Origin of the sequence: Pinibacter soli, assembly GCF_029961145.1 — a bacterium.
Classification (GTDB): Bacteria; Bacteroidota; Bacteroidia; order Chitinophagales; family Chitinophagaceae; genus Pinibacter; species Pinibacter soli.
In genome coordinates this window covers 40,521-60,682 of sequence record NZ_JASBRG010000003.1, presented here as the reverse complement: position 1 = coordinate 60,682, position 20,162 = coordinate 40,521, and the positions used below count along the sequence as shown (strand labels likewise).

Sequence of the window (20,162 nt, the reverse complement as noted above, 5' to 3'; positions counted from 1 at the left end):
ATTTGAAAATGGAGAGTGCATGAGCGCTATTAAAATTGAACATATAACGAAGACATACGACAAGGGCAATGTTACTGCACTGAATGATATTTCGCTGGAAGTGGCGAAGGGCGAGCTGTTTGGACTGATTGGACCGGACGGTGCAGGGAAGTCATCTTTGTTTCGCATACTCACAACACTACTGATCGCAGATAAAGGAACGGCAACAGTTGACGGCTTTGATGTTGTGAAAGATTATAAACAAATAAGAGGTTGCGTTGGCTATATGCCTGGCAAATTTTCGCTTTACCAGGACTTGACTGTTGAGGAGAACCTTACCTTCTTCGCTTCGTTGTTTGGCACCAGCATTTCTGAAAATTATGATCTTATAAAAGACATCTACGTTCAAATAGAACCATTCAAAACAAGACGTGCGGGAAAACTATCCGGAGGCATGAAACAAAAGCTGGCCCTGTGCTGTGCGCTTATTCACAAGCCTACGGTCTTGTTTCTAGACGAACCAACAACCGGGGTGGATGCCGTTTCCCGCAAGGAGTTCTGGGAAATGCTGAAACGATTGAAAGAACAACAGATCACCATCATGGTTTCTACACCGTATATGGACGAAGCCAATTTATGCGAACGCATTGCGCTTATTCAAAACGGCGAATTGCTTTCTGTTGATACACCCGAAAAAATAGTCGCCTCCTACCCTCAACAACTTTATGCTGTAAAAGCGGATAATATGCACAAAATATTGAATGATGTGCGATTTTATGAAAATCTGCAGAGCGTGTATGCATTCGGCGAGTACTTGCATACAACTTTCAAAAATGATGAGGCACAGATTGAGTCAAAGTTAACAGCGTACCTGCAACAAAAGAACAATTCAGGTATTGAGATCAAAAAAATTGAGCCGACAATCGAAGATAGTTTTATCCGTTTGATGACAGAGGCTTCGCTTATCAAACAACATTGATTAACAAACTTAGAGCCATGGAAGAAAAAGCCATCATATGCAAGGACCTTACAAAGCAGTTCGGCGACTTCGTCGCTGTGAACAAGATTTCATTTGAAGTGGATTCAGGTGAGATATTTGGTTTTCTTGGAGCAAACGGTGCGGGCAAAACCACCGCCATGCGCATGCTTTGCGGGCTTTCTTTTCCGAGTTCGGGAGAAGCAACGGTAGCGGGTTTCAATGTGTTCAATCAACAGGAAAAGATCAAAAGAAATATCGGCTACATGAGTCAGAAATTTTCACTGTATGAAAATCTTTCCATTCTTGAAAACATTGAATTCTTTGGTGGCATCTATGGTTTATCAGACAGACAACTAAAGGAGAAAGGGGAAGAACTTGTCAACACTTTGAGACTGCAAAAAGAAGCGAAGAAAATGGTGGGTGAATTACCCTTGGGTTGGAAACAAAAACTGGCATTCTCAGTTGCGATCATTCACAAACCAAAAATCGTCTTTCTGGATGAACCAACGGGGGGCGTTGATCCCATTACGCGCCGACAGTTTTGGGATTTGATTTACAAGGCAGCAGATGACGGCATTACAGTGTTTGTGACAACACACTACATGGACGAAGCAGAGTATTGTAATCGCATTTCTATAATGGTTGATGGCAGGATTGATGCGCTTGATACGCCGACGAATTTGAAAAAACAATTCTCAGCCGAAACGATGAATGATGTATTCTATGAGTTGGCCAGAGGTGCAAAACGATCGGACAATTAAAAAATCGGAACGCTGATTTTCATGATTATCATGATTTGTCAAAAGCGAATCGATATCATAAAAATCATGACAATCATGAAAATCTGCGTTCCTTCTCAACTTTCAACTAAATGAAACAATTTTTAGTCTTTGTAAGAAAAGAGTTTTATCACGTGTTTCGTGACAAGCGAACACTGTTGATTCTTTTTGGTTTACCTATAATGCAAATCTTGCTTTTTGGTTTTGCGCTCACCAGCGAAATCAAGAATGCAAAGATTGTCGTAGTCGATTATTCAAAAGACGCATCGACGCAAAAGATCATTACGAAGATTGCAGCCAGCAGTTATTTTACCATTGAGCATAATATTTTGTCGTACGACGACATGGACAAAGCATTTAAGCAAGGCAAAATAAAATGTGCGATCGTATTTCCATCTTCGTTTAATGAGGACCTGAAACATACAAACAAAGCCAGCATACAAATCATAGCTGATGCAAGTGATCCAAACACTGCAAGAACGCTGACAAACTATTTGATCTCTATTATTAGCAACTATCAAGCGGAAATCAATGCAAACGTTCAAGTTCCTTATCAAATACAACCGGAGCTGAGAATGCTTTATAATCCTGAGTTAAACGGCTCCATGAACTTTATTCCCGGCGTTATAGCATTGGTGTTGATGATCATTTGCACTACCCTAACTTCTGTTTCCATTGTAAAAGAAAAAGAGTTGGGCACAATGGAAATCCTTTTGGTTTCGCCATTTAAACCGCTATATGTCATTCTTTCAAAAGTGATCCCTTTTCTTGCATTGTCATTCATTGATCTTATTGTTATTCTGCTGCTGAGTAATTATGTACTGGGCGTGCCGATCAGAGGGAATATTTTCTTACTGCTAATGGAAAGCACCCTATTCATCATCACTTGTCTTTCATTGGGTTTGCTTATTTCCACCGTTACGAATTCACAACAGACAGCGATGCTCATTTCTATGATGGGTATGATGCTGCCCACTATACTTTTCACGGGCTTTCTTTTTCCGTTGGAGAATATGCCGTTGCCGTTGCAGATAATCTCGAATGTAGTTCCATCACGTTGGTATTATTATGTGGTGAAGGCTGTCATGTTGAAAGGGCTTGGATTGCAGGCGGTATGGAAACAAACACTCATTCTTTTGGGCATGTGCTTTTTTCTCTTAACCGTTAGTTTTAGAAACTTTAAAATTCGACTCGCATGAGAACATTAAAATTTTTATTGCGCAAAGAATTTAAACAGATATTTCGCGACAAGGGCCTGTTGCCACTCATCTTCATCATGCCAATGATACAGTTGCTGGTAATGCCACTGGCAGCAAATTTCGATGTTAAGAATGTGAATGTTGCGATCGTAGATCATGATCATTCAACTTATACGCAGCAACTGGTTAATAAGATCGGGGCGTCCGGATACTTTCGTATAGCGAATTACAGCGATTCTTATAAGGAAGCACTGCACCTTGTAGAGCATGAAAAGGCAGACATCATTCTTGAAATACCGCAAAATTTTGAACGCAATCTTATTCGTGAAAACAATCAAAAAGTCTTCCTTGCCGCAGATGCCATCAACGGTGTAAAGGGCTCTATTGGCAGCGCCTACCTCACTACCGTACTCACAGATTTCAACAGCGACGTACGATTAAAATGGGTGCAGCCACAACGACTCGGCGCTGTAAGTACCATTGGCATCGATTATTCCAACTGGTTCAATCCTTTGATGGACTATCATAAGTTTATGGTACCTGCAATCCTCGCATTGCTGGTTACAATGGTGGGGGGATTCGTAGCTGCATTAAATATTGTTCGTGAAAAAGAGATTGGAACCATAGAGCAGATAAACGTTACGCCAATTAAAAAATGGGAATTTATTTTAGGTAAAATGATTCCTTTCTGGCTCATTGGCATCTTTGATTTTACGCTGGGTCTGTTGATCGCGAGGTTCGTTTATGGCATCATACCAGTGGGCAGCATTGCAACACTGTATTTGTTTGTTAGCGTTTATATGATTGCATTACTTGGTTTCGGACTGCTCGTATCCACTTACAGTAGTAATCAATTGCAGGCAATGTTTGTAGCATTTTTCTTTATGATGATCTTTATTTTAATGAGCGGATTGTTTAGTCCGGTAGAAAATATGCCACAGTGGGCAAAAGTGATTTCCAACCTTACGCCTGTCACTCACTTTGTTGAAGTAATGCGCATGATCGTACTAAAAGGCAGCACATTTGCCAACATCAAAAAACAATTCTTCATCGAGATCATCTTCGCCGTTGTGCTGAATAGCTGGGCGATCTGGAATTACCGTAAGACAAGTTGAGAGGGAGCACGCAGATGACAATGATTAGACTGATTTGCGCTGATTTATTTTCTACAGAAAATTTCCTGCGAGATCGCCAGGGTACAAAGGATTTGTTTGCTGGGATACAATCTAATGTTCTTGCAGTCGCCTCCCAAAAGCAACTCTGAACTCCTTGACAACCTCTCCCTTTTGTATAAAATCAAAAAGAATCAGTGCAAATCAGTCTAATCAGCGTCATCTGCGTGCTATTAAAACTGTGGATTTTTTTCTACCCTACTATTTCTGAGCTCTTTGAATATTTGGAATCCGGGAGGGTATATAATTTGATTGTTCCCCCTATGGGGTTGAACCTCAAACATTTTATTTCATCTTCTACCTCCAAATTATGAACATCTGCCTGTCAATCGTAGTCCCCACATATCAGCATCCAGCCGCGTTGCTGCTATGCCTAAAAGCCTTGCTGGTTCAAAGTTTCGATAAAAACAAGTACGAGATTATTGTTGTTTCCGACGGTCCCGACATGGCAACCCATCAGATTGTTTTTGATCTTATCAAATCAAGGCCGGAAACACCCATAATCACTTTTTGTTACCTGCCTTATAAAAAAGGAAGAGATGCAGCAAGAAATCTAGGGTGGCAGATGGCAAAAGGAGAACTCGTGGCTTTTATTGATGACGACCACGTAGCAACTGCGGACTGGGCAGAAAGTTTTTGGATGGAACATCTGAAACACGAACATGAAAGTATTGTGTTCATCGGCAACGTAAATACGAGCAGGGTTTCACTTCTCGATACATCAAAGAATGAAGTGCAACCAATATCAGCTTCAAACTGTGCAAGCACTAAAACAACGCTCAGCAAAATAAAAGGTTTTGATGAAGATTTTTCGAGAAGCTGGGGCGATCAAAATGCGCTGCATTTTAAAATGCTCACCAGCAATGTTCCTTTTATACAAGTAGAGGGTGCGACCAGTTTCAATGCAGTGAGAGATGTTAACTGGGGAATCAACATCTGGCAGTCAAGACAACATGTTTACAAGTCAAAATTGTTCAGAAGCAGCAGTGAGAGCATACCGTGGATCAATTATACAATCATGACACTTCTTTTCGCGTTTACGTTTGTGGCCTGGTTCTGGGATCTTAATCCTTTTGCATTGATTGCTTTAGCAACATGGTTCCTGATGGTTATTTTGCTTACCATCAAGCGAATGGAAAACATTATTCCATCCTTTACCAATATTGTCGAAATGATGGCCACGTCCATGTTTCTGCCATTTCTTTCTATTTATTGGTCTTTGAGCAGCACGTTTAAGCTCAGAATATTGCATCTCTCCAGAAACAAGAAGAAATACGAATCCTATTTTAACAGCAGCGATGGAATTCCAGCGTCTGCTTAGTGTTAAGTTAAAAGTAAAAAATCAAAAGTAAAAACTGAATGCTGCAAGCACTAGTGTAGCCTAAAAAGATTCTGTTGTCTTGGTTCCAAAACGTATAAACGCTAAGCTTTTGAAACTTTATTTTTTACTTTCTACTTTTCCAGTAACAATTCAGCCCGTGAAATCTTAATCACATCGATCCTGCGACTGTGAGACTGAAAAATATTGTGATTAAAATTTTCGTTCATGATTTTAGACAAAGGCAACATTCGCAAAATTGCCATTTTCCGCGCTTTATCTCTTGGGGATTTGATATCTGCCGTGCCTGCTTTCAGAGCTTTACGAGCAGCATTTCCTGATGCTGAAATAGCTTTGGTCAGCAAACAGTCTGCGTCTGCATTTGTCTCCCGTTTTCCGCAATACATCAATCGTTTCATTGAATTTCCCGGTTACGAAATATTGAAAGAACCGAAAACAGATGCACATACATTCTTGCATTTTGTGCAAATGATGCGTCACGAAAAGTTTGATTTGATTTTGCAAATGCATAATGATGGCACCGGCATCAACAAAATGATTTTGTTATTTGGTGCTACATATGTTGCAGGTTTTTATCCAAAGGAACATCCTTTAAACGCTGATCTCTTTATTGCATATGATGAAAGCAAAACGACCACTGACCGGTTGCTACAATTACTCAATCATCTGGGTATTGAAACGACCAGTAACAAACTCGAATTTCCCCTTACCGAAAAAGATTACAAAGAGTTTGAGCACTTGCTTCTTCCTCTCTATTTCCGGAAGTTCATTTGCATTCATCCCGGCGCACGTGGTGTTTGGCGCCAATGGCCACGCCGCTACTTTGCTCTTATAGCAAACTATTTTGTAGAACAGGGATACACATTGTTGATCACCGGCTCCAAAGAGGACGCGGATATTAACAACGAAGTGATCAAATACATTCGCTATCCTGTAATTGATCTTACCGGTAAAACTTCTCTTGGCGTGTGGGGCGTGCTTGTTAAAAATGCACTGATGGTGGTAAGCAGTTGCACTGCCATGGCGCAAATGGCCATTGCGTGCGAAACGCCGAGTGTAGTTGTTAATGTCGATGGCAGCTGCGATGAATGGGAGAAATTAAACAAAAAGAAACATCTGTTCTTTGACTGGCAAAAACACCCCCAGGTAGATAAAGTTTTTATGCAGGTAGTACTCATGCTCAACAAACTAAAAAGCAAAACATCAACTTCGCACGAGCAGGACAAGTTGGTGCCGATAAAGTTTCAGGAACAATAACTGAATAACTGATTAACCGAATAACTGAAGCTTATGTTAGCCAAGCTCTTTAACTTTAAACTTTCAGTTATTCAGTCATTTGCCACAGGCAAATAAATATCAAACGTCGCACCCGCATTCTCCGCGCCGTGCGCAGCAATGCACCCGCGATGATTTTCCACAATTTTTTTGCAAATAGCAAGGCCAATGCCTGTTCCGCTGAAACGTTGTTTATCGCTATTCAAACGCTGAAATATGGTGAAGATCTGGTCAGCATATGATTGATCAAATCCTATTCCGTTATCTTTAAATGATAAGTGCAAGTAGCTTTGGTCTTTTGCAACTTCACATTTGGTATTGAAAATATCTTTCCCTTCTTCAATGGCACGTCTTATTTCTATAACAGGTTTTTCCTGGTTGTTAAATTTCAAGCCGTTGCTGATAAGATTATAAAACAGTTGGTTCATCTGCAATGGAATGGCTTTGATAACCGGCAAAGAAGTGAATTTTATCTCAGCATTCTTTTGTTTGATCAACACCTCAAAATCGCTGATAACATCCGTCAGGATTTTGTTTAAGTCGGTCTGTACAAACTCCTCATTTATTTTAGACAGTTTAGAAAAGTTAAGAAGGTCCTTTATCAAGATCGACATTCTTTCAGCAGATGCGTTTATTTTTTCGAGATAACGTTTTACATCAAACGCAGGCAGTTCAATGTTCCTGTTGATGAGATCAGCAAAGGTTTGTATTTTTCTAAGCGGCTCCTGCAGATCGTGACTCGACACATAAGCAAATTGTTCCAGCTCTTTATTGGTTCTTCTGAGTTCTGTGTTTGTCTGCTCAAGTTTTTCGGATGCCTTCTGCAGTTCCTTTGTTCTTTCTTTCACTTTGTTTTCCAATGCGTCATTGACCTCTTTGTGCATGTTGGCAATTTTCAATTGCGAGCGCACCCTTGCCAATAATTCTTTGGAGGAGAACGGTTTTACGAGATAATCATCTGCACCAATATTATAGCCTTCTATTCTCGCTTCCTCTCCTGCTCTTGCCGAAATAAAAATAACCGGGATGGTATCAGTTGAAGCGTTGCCTTTGAGGGCATACAGCAATTCAATACCATCCATTACAGGCATCATGATATCACTTAGAATAAGATCCGGTCTTTGATGATAAATTTTGCTCAATGCATCTTTACCATTTTCTGCTGTCGCTACTTCGTATTCTTTGTTGAGCAAACGACCTACGTAGTCACGCATATCGCTGTTATCATCTACTACAAGAACACGATATTTTTTTCCATTTATTTTTGACGGGGCAACTGAATCTTTCCGTTGCTTATCACCGGTAAGGCTTATGGCTTCATTTACATAAATGCTCGAAAGAGAAGTGGTAAAAATTTCATCGTCTCTTTCCTGAATTTGATCTACCGGCAAATGGTCTTTTCCAGCCGCGATACACACACTGAAGACGGTTCCGACGCCTTCTTTACTTTCGACGCCGATGGTTCCGTTGTGCATTTCTACCAACTCTTTTACAAGCGAAAGTCCAATGCCAGTTCCTTCATAAGTGCGACCGCCGGCGTTCTTCACACGGTAGAACCTGTTAAACAATCGCGGCAATTCTTTTTCAGGAATGCCAATGCCCGTATCGCTGACACTCAACAGCACATTGTCATTTTTCTCTTTCAGCTGTATTTCAATTTTTCCAGACAGCGTATATTTGAAGGCGTTAGATAAAAGATTCAACACTATTTTCTCCCACATTTCCTTGTCAACGTACACTTTATTACTCATCTCCATTATGCTCACTTTATATTCAAGTCCCACATTTTCTATCACACTTCTGAATGTGCTGGAAATGTCTGTAGTGAGTTGAGATAAATTCACGGGCGAAAAACGAGCCTGAGCTCTACCTGCTTCAATGCGGCTGAAGTCAAGCAATGTATTAACCAGTCGCAATAACCGCATGGCATTGCGATGCGTAGATTCTATATTGGCAATATGATCATCATGCAAATCATCTGCATTGCTAAGCATGTTCTCCAACGGACCGAGCATCAAAGTAAGCGGTGTACGAAATTCGTGACTGATGTTGCTAAAAAAAAGTGTTTTCGCCTTGTCAATTTCCGCAAGTGCCTCTGCACGTTTACGCTCCTGGTCATATGCGTACAACGTGCTTATGCAAGTTGCCACCTGGTCAGCTACCAGTCTGAAGAAATCAAGATATTTTTCGTCAGGCTGGCGAAATGGATTTAAACCAATTACCATCAGTGCAAAAGGAAATGGATGACCGGATTGCATCAGAGGAATCACGAGACAATTATTTGGCGGTTTTGTCCACGCACTTCCGGTAACCTGGCCTATGACCTGTTGCGCATTTTTAAATACCTTCAACTTGCCTTCGTCAATCACATGCTGAAAAAGGGAAGCTATGCCCTGCTGCGATTGAATATTTATTTCATCGGGCAAAAGCGTCTTAAAACGGTCTTCTGTTGCATCTTGCAGCTTTGCAACCTTTTTATCTTTTAATTCATAAATAGCAGCGAAAGGAAAATCGTGCGGATTCTGTTTTAAAAGATGTATGGTCTTTTGGTAAGCTTCTTCATTGCTTGTGCAATCAAGAATGTATTTGCCCAGATCTTTTAAAGTTCTCAATTGGCGTTCGCCAATGATACGATCTGTATCGTCAGTATTTGCGCATATAATTCCTGCTGGTCTTCCGTCTTCACCAGGAACGGGGCTATATGAAAAAGTGTAATAGGTTTCTTCGGGATAACCGTTGCGCTCCATGATGAGCAATAAAGCCTCGTCGTATGTGCCGGTATTTTCCTGCAGACATATTTGTGCTCTCGGCCCTGCTTCATCCCAAATATCCGACCATACTTCAGATGCTGGCTTGCCCAAAGCCCAGGGATGTTTGCCGCCCACAATGGCCTTGTACGGATCGTTGTAAAGATTAATCAACTCTTTTCCCCACCATACAAACATTGGCTGGCGCGAAGTCAAAACAATACGCACACAGGTCTTTAAACTTTGGGGCCATTCTTCCACACTTCCGAGCACAGTATTTCCCCAATCCATCGACTTCATCAGCTCACCCGTTTCGCCACCGCCTTCAAAAAGCAGCAACGAAGCTGATTCTAATTTGGCTCCGGTCATCAGGTTATCTTTTTTAGATAGATACTTTAAATAATTCTGCCAACGTATCTACAAGGGCAGACAAGCTGCTAGGCTTTACAATATATTTTGAAGCGCCCATTTCTTTTGTCTCCATATGCGACCTTTCGTCTTCGGCGGTTGAGTAGATAATAAGGGGAACATTATTCAGACGGGGCATTTTCCTTATTTCAACAAGGCATTTTCTTCCGTCCATCCTTGGCATATTCAGATCAATGAAGATATATTCCGGTAAAAAAGAGGGATCATTTTCAAGCAGTTCAAGCGCTTCGAAACCACTGCTTGCATAAACGCATTGCATGGAACTGTTGGCTTCCCTAACAGCCAGTTCAAAAATCTCCTGGTCATCCAGGTCGTCGTCGATCAGCAGAAGTGTTGGAGCTTGGTTCATAACGTTGAATCAATTGCGAATACAACTGTAGCAGTTTAACTTTTCTCCCTAAAAATAATATTTAATGTGAAATGAGTAAAGAGGGGAAGATAATTGAGAGTTGAAAATTGAAAGTTAAAAGTGAGTTTCAGGTTTGGGATTGCCGACGGTGTTAAAACGCCTTTTTTATCTTAACGAGTTATAGTTTTCTACTCATCATTCAACATTTTCAACTTTCAATTTTCAATTCACTAAGCATCAAAACTATTGGGCTGACCGCCCTCTTTCAGCTTGTCTACTTTTTTCAAGACTTCTTTCTCAAGGTTTTGTTTATAGGCAGCCACTTTGTTGCCGAGGTTTTCATCAAATGCACCGAGAATTGTCGCAGCAAGTATACCGGCATTTTTTGCAGCATTCAATGCCACTGTTGCTACAGGAATACCATTTGGCATTTGCAGAATGGACAAAACAGAATCCCAACCGTCAATCGAATTGGAAGACTTAATAGGAACTCCAATCACCGGCAAAGAGGTTATCGAAGCTACCATGCCAGGCAAATGCGCTGCTCCACCGGCACCTGCGATAATTACTTTTAAACCTCTGTCTTTTGCTTTCTGCGCATACTCAACCATACGCAGCGGTGTACGATGCGCCGATACCACAGTAAGCTCATACGAAATGCCAAATTCTTTTAAAACATCAGCAGCAGCCTGCATTATACTCAGGTCACTATCACTGCCCATTATTATTCCTACGTTCATGGATGCAAGTTAATTTGAAAAATTGAAAATAAGAGAGAACGCAGATTTTCATGATTATCATGATTTGCTATGATTTTGATTAGAACATGAAAAATCATAACAAGATTTGATTGAGATTCATTTATGAGTAAAGTTGGCAATGGCGTTTGTGATTGCTAAGAATCGGCTAACTCATTTTCAAAAATCATAAGAAATCATGATAATCATGAAAATCTGCGTTCTGTCTCCTAGCCCATCAGGTCCCTGATGACAACACTCGCGCATGTACATCCAAAAATCGCGGGCATGTAAGAAATCGTACCGATTATGGATTTTTTGGGTAATGCCTTTTCGGTTACGATCACACGATCTTCGTCGATATCTTCCGGCGAGAAAACGGCCTTGACATTGGAAATATCTACCTTGTTCAAATGCTTTCTAACATAACGGGCAAGTTTACAGCTATGCGTTTCTGACAAAAAGCTCGTCTTAACCTGCGATGGATCCATTTTTCCGCCCGCCCCCAAAGAACTTACCATCGGTACCTTTAGTTCAATACAGATCTTAATAAAATTCACCTTTGCCGAAAGTGTATCAATACAATCCACAGCATAATCGAAATGCCCATTTTGCACGATCTCGCGGGTTCTTTCACCTTCAATAAATTCGGGGATAACGGTTAGCTCTATCGCTGGATTTATATCACGGATACGCTCGGCCATCACCTCCGCTTTTAATCTCTTTTCTGTAGAATGAAGTGCCGGAATCTGTCGATTGGCGTTGCTGAGGTCCACCACATCTGCATCCACAATCGTCATTTTTCCAATGCCGGCACGGGCGATCATTTCTGCGCAAATTCCTCCTACTCCGCCCAGGCCCACCACCAATACATTTTTCGATTGTAATTTTTCTACTTTTTCATCTCCCAACAACAGCTGGGTTCTACTCATCCAGTAAGGGATCATAATTGGTTGCGTTAGGGTGCAAATATAGTTGAGAGTCAATTGAAAATTGAAAGTTGAAAATTGAAAATGGCTATAAAGCGTTGTTTCTTCAATAATTACATTAACTCTCAATTTTCAACTTTCAATTTTCAATTCTCAACTCTTTCACTAACTTGCCCCCGATGATTTCGCAGGACACGATACAGCAGATATTAAGCAGAATTGATATTATTGATATAGTTGGTTCATTCGTAAAATTAAAAAAGCGAGGGTCCAACTATATTGGTCTATGCCCATTTCACAATGAAAAATCACCCTCTTTTTCGGTAAGTCCATCAAAGGAAATCTATAAATGTTTCGGATGCGGTAAAAGCGGCAACGGCATCGGCTTCATCATGGAGCACGAAAAGTACACTTATGTGGAGGCACTTCGCTGGCTGGCCAACCGCTACAATGTGGAAGTGGAGGAAACCGAAACCAGTCCGGAATACAAGGCACACATGCAGGTCGCCGACAGCCTGCATGTGATCAACGCATTTGCGCAGAAATATTTCGCAGATATTTTGATGAGCAACGAGGAAGGTCAGGACATAGGCCTGAGCTACCTGAAACAACGTGGTTTTCGCGAAGAGATCATTCAAAAATTTCAACTCGGCTACTGCCTCGAAAGAGGAAATGCTTTCGCAAAAACAGCCATCGCCAATCAATACAATCCCGAGTATTTGCAAAAATCCGGATTGGTAGTACTACGCAATGACGAGTTGATGGACAACTATCGCGGTCGTGTAATTTTTCCCGTTCACAACAACACCGGAAAGATTATTGGTTTTGGTGCCCGCATTATTAAGAAAAATGATAAGGCACCTAAATACATCAATACGCCTGAAAATGAACTGTACCACAAAAGTAAAATTCTTTACGGCACATACTTCGCACGCCAGGCAATTGATAAACAGGATGAATGCTTGCTGGTAGAAGGCTATACAGACGTTATTTCGTTGCACCAGGCCGGCATTGAAAACGTTGTAGCAAGTGGAGGCACATCTCTTACACAGGACCAATTACGCCTTGTAAAAAAATACACGAACAATCTCACCATCATTTACGATGGTGACGCCGCAGGCGTGAAGGCTGCATTGCGCGGTCTTGACATGGCACTGGAAGAGGGACTGAACGTAAAACTGGTATTGATTCCAGACAAAGAAGATCCGGATAGTTACGTAAATAAAGTTGGTACAACTGCGTTCCGTGAATTTATTGCGGCCAACAAAAAAGACTTCATTCTTTTTCAGTTGGAAATTACTTTGAAGGATGCAGCAGGTGACACTACTAAAAAAGCCGCCGTTGTAAACCAGGTTGCTGAAAGTATTTCCAAGATCAACAAGGCCGAAGACTTTACAAAACAGCAGGACTATATCCGTCAATGTTCGGAGATCCTTAAAATTGAAGAACATGGTTTCACAACGCTGGTAAATAAATTCATCCGTGAAAGAGTAAGCAAGCAGGAAACAAAACACCAAGGCCCCGCTCAAAATTCCGGCCCGGCGCCTGATGGCGATTTTCCTTTCTTTCCGGAACCCATGTACGATGAGAATGGGTTTGAAATCCAGGGACCGCCTCAAGAGTTCCAGCAGCAGGATGACACCATCAATCTTATTTTAAAAGATGAGTTGCAGGAACGTTCCGTGGTAAGAGCATTGCTGGAATTTGGCTTGAAGGAATGGGAAGGAAAGAAACGCGTAGCCGACTATTTTTTTGAAGAAATGATAGACGACGATCTGTTTGACAACAAACAATTATTGCACATCATTCAAACCTACAAAGCCTGGTACGACGCAGGTTTGGAACCAACGTCCAAAAATTTTCTTTATCACGAAGACCAGTCGATAAGCTCTATAGTTGTTTCCATTATGGATTTCCCTTACGAGCTTAGCCCGAAATGGAAAGAGGAATACGACATGCCTGTGGCATCACGGGAAGATGTATACGTGCAGGAAGTAATTTCCACACTTAATTACCTAAAGCTTCGCAAAATAAAGCGCCTGATCGAGCAAAACCAAAAGGATCTCGAACAGCCGCACACCAGTGACGAACAAATGATGCTTCTGCAAACACATATGCACCTGAAGCAATTGGAGAAAGACATTTTGAAGAAAGTAGGAACGGTGATCTTGAAGTAATTGAAATTGAAAGTGGAAAGTTGAAAACGCTTTAGGGGCAGCTTCAAAACTTAGATCATACATATTCTCCAGCTGAAGAGTGCGACGCAAGTAAAGGCCCAATAAGTATCCACCGCTGGTAACCAAAATAAAAAGTCCCGCAAATGCGGGACTCTAAATATTTACTTTAACTGTTACGCGGAAATAATTTTCAATTTTCCACTTTCAATTTTCAAATAATTCTCAACTCTCAACTACTTATCAACTGGAGTTTTCTTCCCTTCAATCAACCTGTCAATCGCAGCTTCAATTCTCTTCAAACGGGTTTCTTCTTTTCTTGCAGCAGTGATCCAGTTTACGTACTCTGTTTGAGCAGCGGCAGAAAGCTTTTCGAAAAATGCTGTCGCCACTTTACTGCGTCTTAACGCTTTTGCGAAATCAGGAGGCGTTGCTACTGCTTTCTTTTTTGTAGGAGCAGCTACGGCAACATCATCATCGCCCTCTTCTTCCTCTTCAAATATTTCCTCTTCGACTACTACAACGGCTTGTTCATTTTTGTGGAACCTGATGGCCGTCCATACATGATCAAGTGTTACCTCATCCACATTCTCATAACCAGCATCAGTAAGCATTTGCCAACTACATGCCCTGTTTAAATTAGAGGCGATCTTGGAGCTCGACTTTGGATAGGCTACCCAAAATTTCCCCTCATTGTTCAATGCAGGCAACACATCTGCAAGTATACCATTCAGCTGACACTCGTTGATGGCAAATACAACGGCGAAATCAATTCCGCGTGATTTCAACAACGGAGTCACATTTTTTGCAAAGAATAATTTACTGAATTGTTTTTCGATCGTAGATGGTAAACCCTGAATGAGCAAGTTCTTCTCCTCTTTTAACTGAAGTTTCTCAATCACATTTTGCGACATATTTCAAACGTTTAATCTAATTGGTTAAAAAAGTTGCAGAAGTGCAAAGGTAGACTAATTGTGCGTTTTATGAAATATAGATCGCATAAAAATCCCCTTTTATCTATAAAAGGGGATTTTTTGTTCGTTATACACAAGGCAATGCCTTGTCTCTACCCGATATTCTGTCTTGCCGCTACATATATTAACCTTATTTAGAAGCGTTTGTAGCAGGTTTATAGTACTTTAAAGCTTCCGGCATGATCTGTTGCAGTTGTGCAATCCTTGTTGATTCTATCGGGTGGGTGCTCAAAATTTCCGGTGGACGACTGCTTCCTTCACTTGCTTTTTCCATTCTTTGCCATAATGGAATTGCCTCGCGTGGGTCGTAACCCGCCATTGCGCAGAAATACAAGCCGAATTTATCTGCTTCCAATTCATCTTTACGTGAAAAAGGCAACATTACTCCCACTTGTGAACCGACGCCGTAAGCGGTCATAAATAATTGCTGTGTTGCTGCAGGTTTGCTCGCCAGCATAACACTCAAAGCTTCGCCGCCATATTGTTGTACAAGTCCCTGGCTCATGCGCTCACTACCATGTTTTGCAACTGCGTGCATTACCTCGTGACCCATTACAACAGCCAATGCATTTTCGTTTTGCGTAATTGGTAACAATCCTGTGTATACGACGATCTTACCGCCTGGCATACACCATGCGTTTACTTCGTTGGACTGCACAAGGTGGTACTCCCATTTATAGCCTTGCAGTTGATCAGACATATTGTTTGCCGCAGCATATTGCGTCACCGCATTCGCGATTCGCTGACCAACGCGTGTAACCATTTGGGCGTTTTTGTCTGCTGCAGAAACTACTTTAACTGAATCAAGAAACTGGGTGTACTCTGTCAACGCCATTGCCTGCACCTGGGATTCAGGAACAAGACTTAGTTGACTTCTCCCCGTAAAACCATTCCGCGTACATGATGACATCATTGCCGCTACGGACAATGGTAATAGAAAGGTTGAAATTATTCTTTTCATAACGATGCTGATTATACAATATTCTTAAACAATCATCGTACCACCGGTAATAGATTACTAAAACCCGGTAATAAAATGTTCGAAGCAGTATTTGAAAGAAGGTTAATCTTTGATTTCACGGCGACGCTGTTTTCTGCGGTCGCGGTATTTGAGGATAGGCACTTTACTCTCAGATCCTTTTAAGATTCTGCTGATGTTTTTCTGATGGGTAAGAATCACCATTAAAGCCACAGCCACCGCAAAGATGCGATAAGCGTGATTATCAACGTTAAAAATTACCAGGATAAATATTGGGAAGGCAATGCTCGCAAGAATAGAACTTAACGATACAAAGCGGGTAAGATATAGCACTAATAAAAATACGCCGACGCAACAAAGAGAGCTCCACGGCGAAACGCCCAAAACGAGACCAAACAAGGTTGCCACGCCTTTTCCTCCTCTGAAATCTGCCCAAATCGGGAAAATATGTCCTAGTACCGCAGCCAGTCCAAGGCCTATTTGCAAATTTGTTCTGGCGAAATCATTTTCAATTATGTAAGGAAGAAGATAAACAAGTTTTACAGCAAGCAAACCTTTCAGCATATCCACAATCATCACAAGTGTTCCCCATTTTGACCCTAGCACACGGAATGTATTTGTGGCACCGGCATTGCCGCTGCCGTATTCGCGAATGTCAATATCAAAGAAGTAACGGCTTACCCAAACGGAGGTAGGTATTGATCCAAGCAAATAAGCCAGTACTATAATCAAAGCTTCTTTCATTTGAATATCGGGTGTAGTTGGAAATCAAAAATAGGGAAAACTACCTTAAAAAATTCGTCTTCCGCCGTTCATTTACTGCATTTTCAGACAAATCCAACTGTTCCTTTCAATTGTTTCTACGTTTTTCAGGTTATTCTTCAGAGCCTCTTCGAGTATAATTTCTCTATCGGTATACAGCAAACCGCTAAGTAACAAAACGCCATCTTTTGCAAGATGTTGCTTCATTGCCGGCAAAAATTGAAGAATCACATTACGGTTTATATTGGCAAGTATAATATCGAATTGCTTTCCCTCATTCATTTCATCGGCCCGGTACAAATGTATTTTATTACAGCGATTTCTTTCCAGATTTTCGTCAGCATTTTCAATACTCCATACATCATTGTCAATGGCTGTAATGGTTGCAGCATTTTCTTTTTCAGCTAAAATTGCCAGCACTCCTGTCCCTGTTCCAAAATCGAAAACGGTTTTTCCTGAAAAATCCAATGCCTGCATCGCCTGAATCATCATGTAGGTTGTGGCGTGATGACCTGTACCAAAACTCATTTTCGGAGTAATGATGATCTCGTGTTTTACATTCGGAATTGGCGCATGAAAATCTGCACGGATCGCGCAATAGTCTCCAACAACCACCGGCTCAAAATTCTTCTCCCACTCTTCGTTCCAGTTCTTGTCTTCCAGTTCGCTTTTTACAAAATGCAAATCATTGATGGTGCAATAGGTTGTAAAAGCATCTTCATCAAAATCTTCTACCGGCACAAAGGCTTTCAGCTTCTTCCTGTCTTCTTCAAACCCTGTAAATCCCATGCCTGAAAGAACAGCGATAAGAATATCTTTTTGATCTTCTTCGAGCGGAGATATGAATGCAAATTCGAGATAGGTCATTTTTTAATTAAGAATTAGGAATTAAAAATTAAGAATTCTTTCTGTGACGCACCAATAGAGGTGGGCAAGCAACTATCGTGTTTAAAATTTCAAACCCTTCAAGTCATCACAATATGAAAAGCTGTGTTGTCCCTTATAAAAAAAGTGAGCCTTGCGGCTCACTTTGACTAAAAATTATGTGTTCGCAATTAAGCTTGCTGATCGCCCTGAGGTTTAGGCATGCCTTCGGGCTTTGGCAACAAGATCTTGCGTGATAATTTGAATTTACCTGTTTTAGGATCTGTACCTGTAAGTTTCACTTTCACTACATCACCTTCTTTCAACACTCCTTCAAGTGTTTCAAGACGTTTCCAGCTTACTTCAGAAATATGCAACAATCCTTGTTTGCCAGGAAGGAACTCAACGAAAGCTCCGTAAGGCATGATGGATTTTACAGTAGACTCATATACTTCACCTACTTCAGGAACAGCAACGATACCTTTAATCCAAGAAACAGCTTTATCAACTGATTCTTTTTTGGTACCGAAGATGCTAACTTCACCCATGTTGTTTTTCTCTTCAAGGTTGATAGTTGAACCAGTTTCGCGTTGAATTTCCTGGATCACTTTACCACCTGGTCCGATAACAGCACCGATGAATTCTTTATCGATGAACAATTTCACCATACGAGGTGCGTGAGGTTTCACGTCTGCTCTTGCAGCAGGAACAGCTTCGTACATAGCGTTCAGGATGTGCATACGGCCACGGTTTGCCTGAGCAAGCGCCTGGCGCATAACTTCCATGCTTAAGCCATCTACTTTGATATCCATTTGCACGCCGCAAATACCATCGCGTGTACCAGTTACTTTAAAGTCCATATCACCAAGGTGATCTTCATCACCAAGGATATCAGTCAACACAGCGAATTTTCCTTCTTTAGTGATCAATCCCATTGCCACGCCAGAAACGTGTTTAGGAACAGGAACACCCGCATCCATCAACGCCAGTGAACCGGCGCAAACAGTAGCCATAGAAGAAGAACCGTTTGATTCAAGGATATCACTTACAACACGCACCGTATAAGCGTAGTCGCTACCCGGCATCATTTGTTTTAATGAACGCATTGCAAGGTTACCGTGACCAACTTCACGACGGCCAGGACCTCTCATCGGTTTAATTTCGCCTGTTGAGAACGGAGGGAAATTATAGTGTAAAATGAATTTTGAATACTCAGAGTTTGCAGCGCTTTCAACAAGCAACTCATCCAATGGTGTACCCAAAGTAACAGTTGTTAATGATTGCGTTTCACCACGTGTGAACAATGCAGAACCGTGCGGAGTTGGAAGAAGGTCTGTCTCCATCGCAAGAGGACGAACATCTTCTAATCCACGCCCATCAAGACGTACACGGTCGTTCAAAATCATATCACGTACAACATGGTATTGCAGATCGTGATAATAATTCTTAGCAAGTTTCTTAACCTTATCATCAAGATCTTCGCCTTCAGCCACATTGTATGCAGTTTTCAGGTGAGCAAGAAGTTCTTCCTGAATTTCGTCAAATTTATCACCACGCTCGTGCTTGCTGCTTTTTGATTTAGCCACCTCATATACTTTGGAAGTAGCGAACTCATTTACTTTGCCACGCAATTCTTCGTCCTGAGCTGGTTTAGTGTACTCTCTTTTTGTAGTGATTCCTTTCGCTGCACGCAGTTCTTCCTGCGCTTTCACCTGGATGCGAATTGCATCGTGAGCAATTTCGATCGCTTTGATCAGGTCTTCTTCGCTACATTCTTTAGATTCACCTTCCACCATCATGATGTTCTTATCAGTGGCAGCGATGATGAAATCCATATCAGCGGTTGCAAGTTGGCTGCGGTATGGGTTAACCACATACTCGCCGTTGATTCTCGCAACACGAACTTCGGAGATGATTTCCTGTACAGGAATATCAGAAACAGCAAGTGCTGCAGAAGCTGCAAGACAAGCCAATGCATCCGGCATAACTTCCGGATCGCTTGAAATCAATGTTACAAGAACCTGAACATCGCAAAAATAATCTTCAGGAAATAATGGACGCAAGGCGCGGTCAATAAGGCGGGAAATCAATACTTCGGAGTCGCTCAGTCTTCCTTCTCTCTTAAAAAACGAACCGGGGATGCGGCCCGCAGAAGCAAATTTTTCCTGGTAATCTACCGTTAAAGGGAAAAAGCTTTGTCCTTCTTTAGGCTCTTTGTTTGCTACTGCTGTAGCGAGGATGATACAGTTGCCCTGGCGTACTGTAACTGCGCCATCTGCCTGACGGGCCAGCTTACCAGTTTCAATGGTTACTGTGCGGCCGCCACCTATATCAAATGTTTTACTTATTGGCTGTGATAGCATAAGTTGTGTTTTTTCATAGCAACACAATCAAGCAAGGTGGGAATAACGGGGTTGCTATGATCTTTTAATGTTAATTAGTAGTAATTCGCCAACATGCAAAAAAACTATTCCCAACCATAATACACAGTTGGGA

At 41.4% G+C, this 20,162-nt stretch carries 16 protein-coding genes; 7 read left to right on the top strand and 9 right to left on the bottom strand.

From position 1 onward, the window contains the following. The first annotated feature begins 19 nt into the window (after positions 1-19). The 6 genes from QJ048_RS04720 (at position 20) to QJ048_RS04695 (ending at position 6,704) form a co-directional block, all read left to right on the top strand. A complete protein-coding gene (locus QJ048_RS04720; protein ID WP_282333176.1) occupies positions 20-958 on the top strand; it encodes an ABC transporter ATP-binding protein in 939 nt (312 codons plus the stop codon). Positions 959-975: 17 nt separating this feature from the next. After that, positions 976-1,719, top strand: a complete 744-nt coding sequence (locus QJ048_RS04715; protein ID WP_282333175.1) for an ABC transporter ATP-binding protein — start codon at positions 976-978, stop codon at positions 1,717-1,719. Between the two features lie 110 nt (positions 1,720-1,829). Then, complete coding sequence (locus QJ048_RS04710) at positions 1,830-2,936, top strand: ABC transporter permease (RefSeq protein ID WP_282333174.1); 1,107 nt, start codon at positions 1,830-1,832, stop codon at positions 2,934-2,936. Further along, complete coding sequence (locus QJ048_RS04705) at positions 2,933-4,051, top strand: ABC transporter permease (protein ID WP_282333173.1); 1,119 nt, start codon at positions 2,933-2,935, stop codon at positions 4,049-4,051. Before QJ048_RS04710 ends, QJ048_RS04705 begins: the two co-directional genes overlap by 4 nt. Before the next feature lie 367 nt (positions 4,052-4,418). Then, the gene (locus tag QJ048_RS04700) at positions 4,419-5,429 is read left to right on the top strand and encodes a glycosyltransferase family 2 protein (protein WP_282333172.1); all 1,011 of its coding nucleotides are present in this window, start codon (positions 4,419-4,421) and stop codon (positions 5,427-5,429) included. A gap of 225 nt (positions 5,430-5,654) precedes the next feature. Beyond that, positions 5,655-6,704, top strand: a complete 1,050-nt coding sequence (locus QJ048_RS04695; protein ID WP_282333171.1) for a glycosyltransferase family 9 protein — start codon at positions 5,655-5,657, stop codon at positions 6,702-6,704. 71 nt (positions 6,705-6,775) lie between these two features. Here the strand turns inward: QJ048_RS04695 and QJ048_RS04690 are convergent, their stop codons facing one another. The 4 genes from QJ048_RS04690 to QJ048_RS04675 form a co-directional block, all read right to left on the bottom strand. Further along, positions 6,776-9,838, bottom strand: a complete 3,063-nt coding sequence (locus QJ048_RS04690) for an ATP-binding protein (RefSeq protein ID WP_282333170.1) — start codon at positions 9,836-9,838, stop codon at positions 6,776-6,778. A gap of 13 nt (positions 9,839-9,851) precedes the next feature. Next, positions 9,852-10,247, bottom strand: coding sequence for a response regulator (locus tag QJ048_RS04685; protein WP_282333169.1), 396 nt, complete (start codon positions 10,245-10,247; stop codon positions 9,852-9,854). Positions 10,248-10,477: 230 nt separating this feature from the next. After that, complete coding sequence (purE, locus tag QJ048_RS04680; RefSeq protein ID WP_282333168.1) at positions 10,478-10,987, bottom strand: 5-(carboxyamino)imidazole ribonucleotide mutase; 510 nt, start codon at positions 10,985-10,987, stop codon at positions 10,478-10,480. A 227-nt stretch (positions 10,988-11,214) separates the two neighbouring features. Next, a complete protein-coding gene (locus QJ048_RS04675) occupies positions 11,215-11,916 on the bottom strand; it encodes a tRNA threonylcarbamoyladenosine dehydratase (RefSeq protein WP_282333167.1) in 702 nt (233 codons plus the stop codon). 176 nt (positions 11,917-12,092) lie between these two features. Between QJ048_RS04675 and dnaG the strand changes: the two genes are divergently transcribed. After that, on the top strand, positions 12,093-14,090 hold the full coding sequence (dnaG, locus tag QJ048_RS04670) for a DNA primase (RefSeq protein ID WP_282333166.1): 1,998 nt from the start codon (positions 12,093-12,095) through the stop codon (positions 14,088-14,090). Between the two features lie 233 nt (positions 14,091-14,323). Here the strand turns inward: dnaG and QJ048_RS04665 are convergent, their stop codons facing one another. The 5 genes from QJ048_RS04665 to pnp all read right to left on the bottom strand — a co-directional run bounded on the left by QJ048_RS04665 (position 14,324) and on the right by pnp (position 20,029). Next, positions 14,324-15,001 carry a YdeI/OmpD-associated family protein gene (locus tag QJ048_RS04665; RefSeq protein WP_282333165.1) on the bottom strand — a complete coding sequence of 226 codons (678 nt, stop codon included), beginning with the start codon at positions 14,999-15,001 and terminating at the stop codon, positions 14,324-14,326. Positions 15,002-15,191: 190 nt separating this feature from the next. Next, positions 15,192-16,022 (bottom strand): M48 family metallopeptidase, encoded by an 831-nt coding sequence (locus QJ048_RS04660; protein ID WP_282333164.1) that lies wholly within the window; start codon positions 16,020-16,022, stop codon positions 15,192-15,194. Between the two features lie 102 nt (positions 16,023-16,124). Beyond that, a complete protein-coding gene (plsY, locus tag QJ048_RS04655) occupies positions 16,125-16,784 on the bottom strand; it encodes a glycerol-3-phosphate 1-O-acyltransferase PlsY (RefSeq protein WP_282333163.1) in 660 nt (219 codons plus the stop codon). A gap of 72 nt (positions 16,785-16,856) precedes the next feature. Next, positions 16,857-17,669, bottom strand: a complete 813-nt coding sequence (gene prmA, locus QJ048_RS04650) for a 50S ribosomal protein L11 methyltransferase (RefSeq protein WP_282333162.1) — start codon at positions 17,667-17,669, stop codon at positions 16,857-16,859. 188 nt (positions 17,670-17,857) lie between these two features. Further along, on the bottom strand, positions 17,858-20,029 hold the full coding sequence (gene pnp / locus QJ048_RS04645) for a polyribonucleotide nucleotidyltransferase (RefSeq protein WP_282333161.1): 2,172 nt from the start codon (positions 20,027-20,029) through the stop codon (positions 17,858-17,860). Positions 20,030-20,162: the final 133 nt, after the last annotated feature.

Bases quoted from the DNA above. Each gene is read 5' to 3' on its own strand.
- QJ048_RS04720 (WP_282333176.1), top strand. From the start codon at position 20: ATGAGCGCTATTAAAATTGAACATATAACGAAGACATACGACAAGGGC.
- QJ048_RS04715 (WP_282333175.1), top strand. From the start codon at position 976: ATGGAAGAAAAAGCCATCATATGCAAGGACCTTACAAAGCAGTTCGGC.
- QJ048_RS04710 (WP_282333174.1), top strand. From the start codon at position 1,830: ATGAAACAATTTTTAGTCTTTGTAAGAAAAGAGTTTTATCACGTGTTT.
- QJ048_RS04705 (WP_282333173.1), top strand. From the start codon at position 2,933: ATGAGAACATTAAAATTTTTATTGCGCAAAGAATTTAAACAGATATTT.
- QJ048_RS04700 (WP_282333172.1), top strand. From the start codon at position 4,419: ATGAACATCTGCCTGTCAATCGTAGTCCCCACATATCAGCATCCAGCC.
- QJ048_RS04695 (WP_282333171.1), top strand. From the start codon at position 5,655: ATGATTTTAGACAAAGGCAACATTCGCAAAATTGCCATTTTCCGCGCT.
- QJ048_RS04690 (WP_282333170.1), bottom strand. From the start codon at position 9,838: ATGACCGGAGCCAAATTAGAATCAGCTTCGTTGCTGCTTTTTGAAGGC.
- QJ048_RS04685 (WP_282333169.1), bottom strand. From the start codon at position 10,247: ATGAACCAAGCTCCAACACTTCTGCTGATCGACGACGACCTGGATGAC.
- purE (WP_282333168.1), bottom strand. From the start codon at position 10,987: ATGAACGTAGGAATAATAATGGGCAGTGATAGTGACCTGAGTATAATG.
- QJ048_RS04675 (WP_282333167.1), bottom strand. From the start codon at position 11,916: ATGAGTAGAACCCAGCTGTTGTTGGGAGATGAAAAAGTAGAAAAATTA.
- dnaG (WP_282333166.1), top strand. From the start codon at position 12,093: ATGATTTCGCAGGACACGATACAGCAGATATTAAGCAGAATTGATATT.
- QJ048_RS04665 (WP_282333165.1), bottom strand. From the start codon at position 15,001: ATGTCGCAAAATGTGATTGAGAAACTTCAGTTAAAAGAGGAGAAGAAC.
- QJ048_RS04660 (WP_282333164.1), bottom strand. From the start codon at position 16,022: ATGAAAAGAATAATTTCAACCTTTCTATTACCATTGTCCGTAGCGGCA.
- plsY (WP_282333163.1), bottom strand. From the start codon at position 16,784: ATGAAAGAAGCTTTGATTATAGTACTGGCTTATTTGCTTGGATCAATA.
- prmA (WP_282333162.1), bottom strand. From the start codon at position 17,669: ATGACCTATCTCGAATTTGCATTCATATCTCCGCTCGAAGAAGATCAA.
- pnp (WP_282333161.1), bottom strand. From the start codon at position 20,029: ATGCTATCACAGCCAATAAGTAAAACATTTGATATAGGTGGCGGCCGC.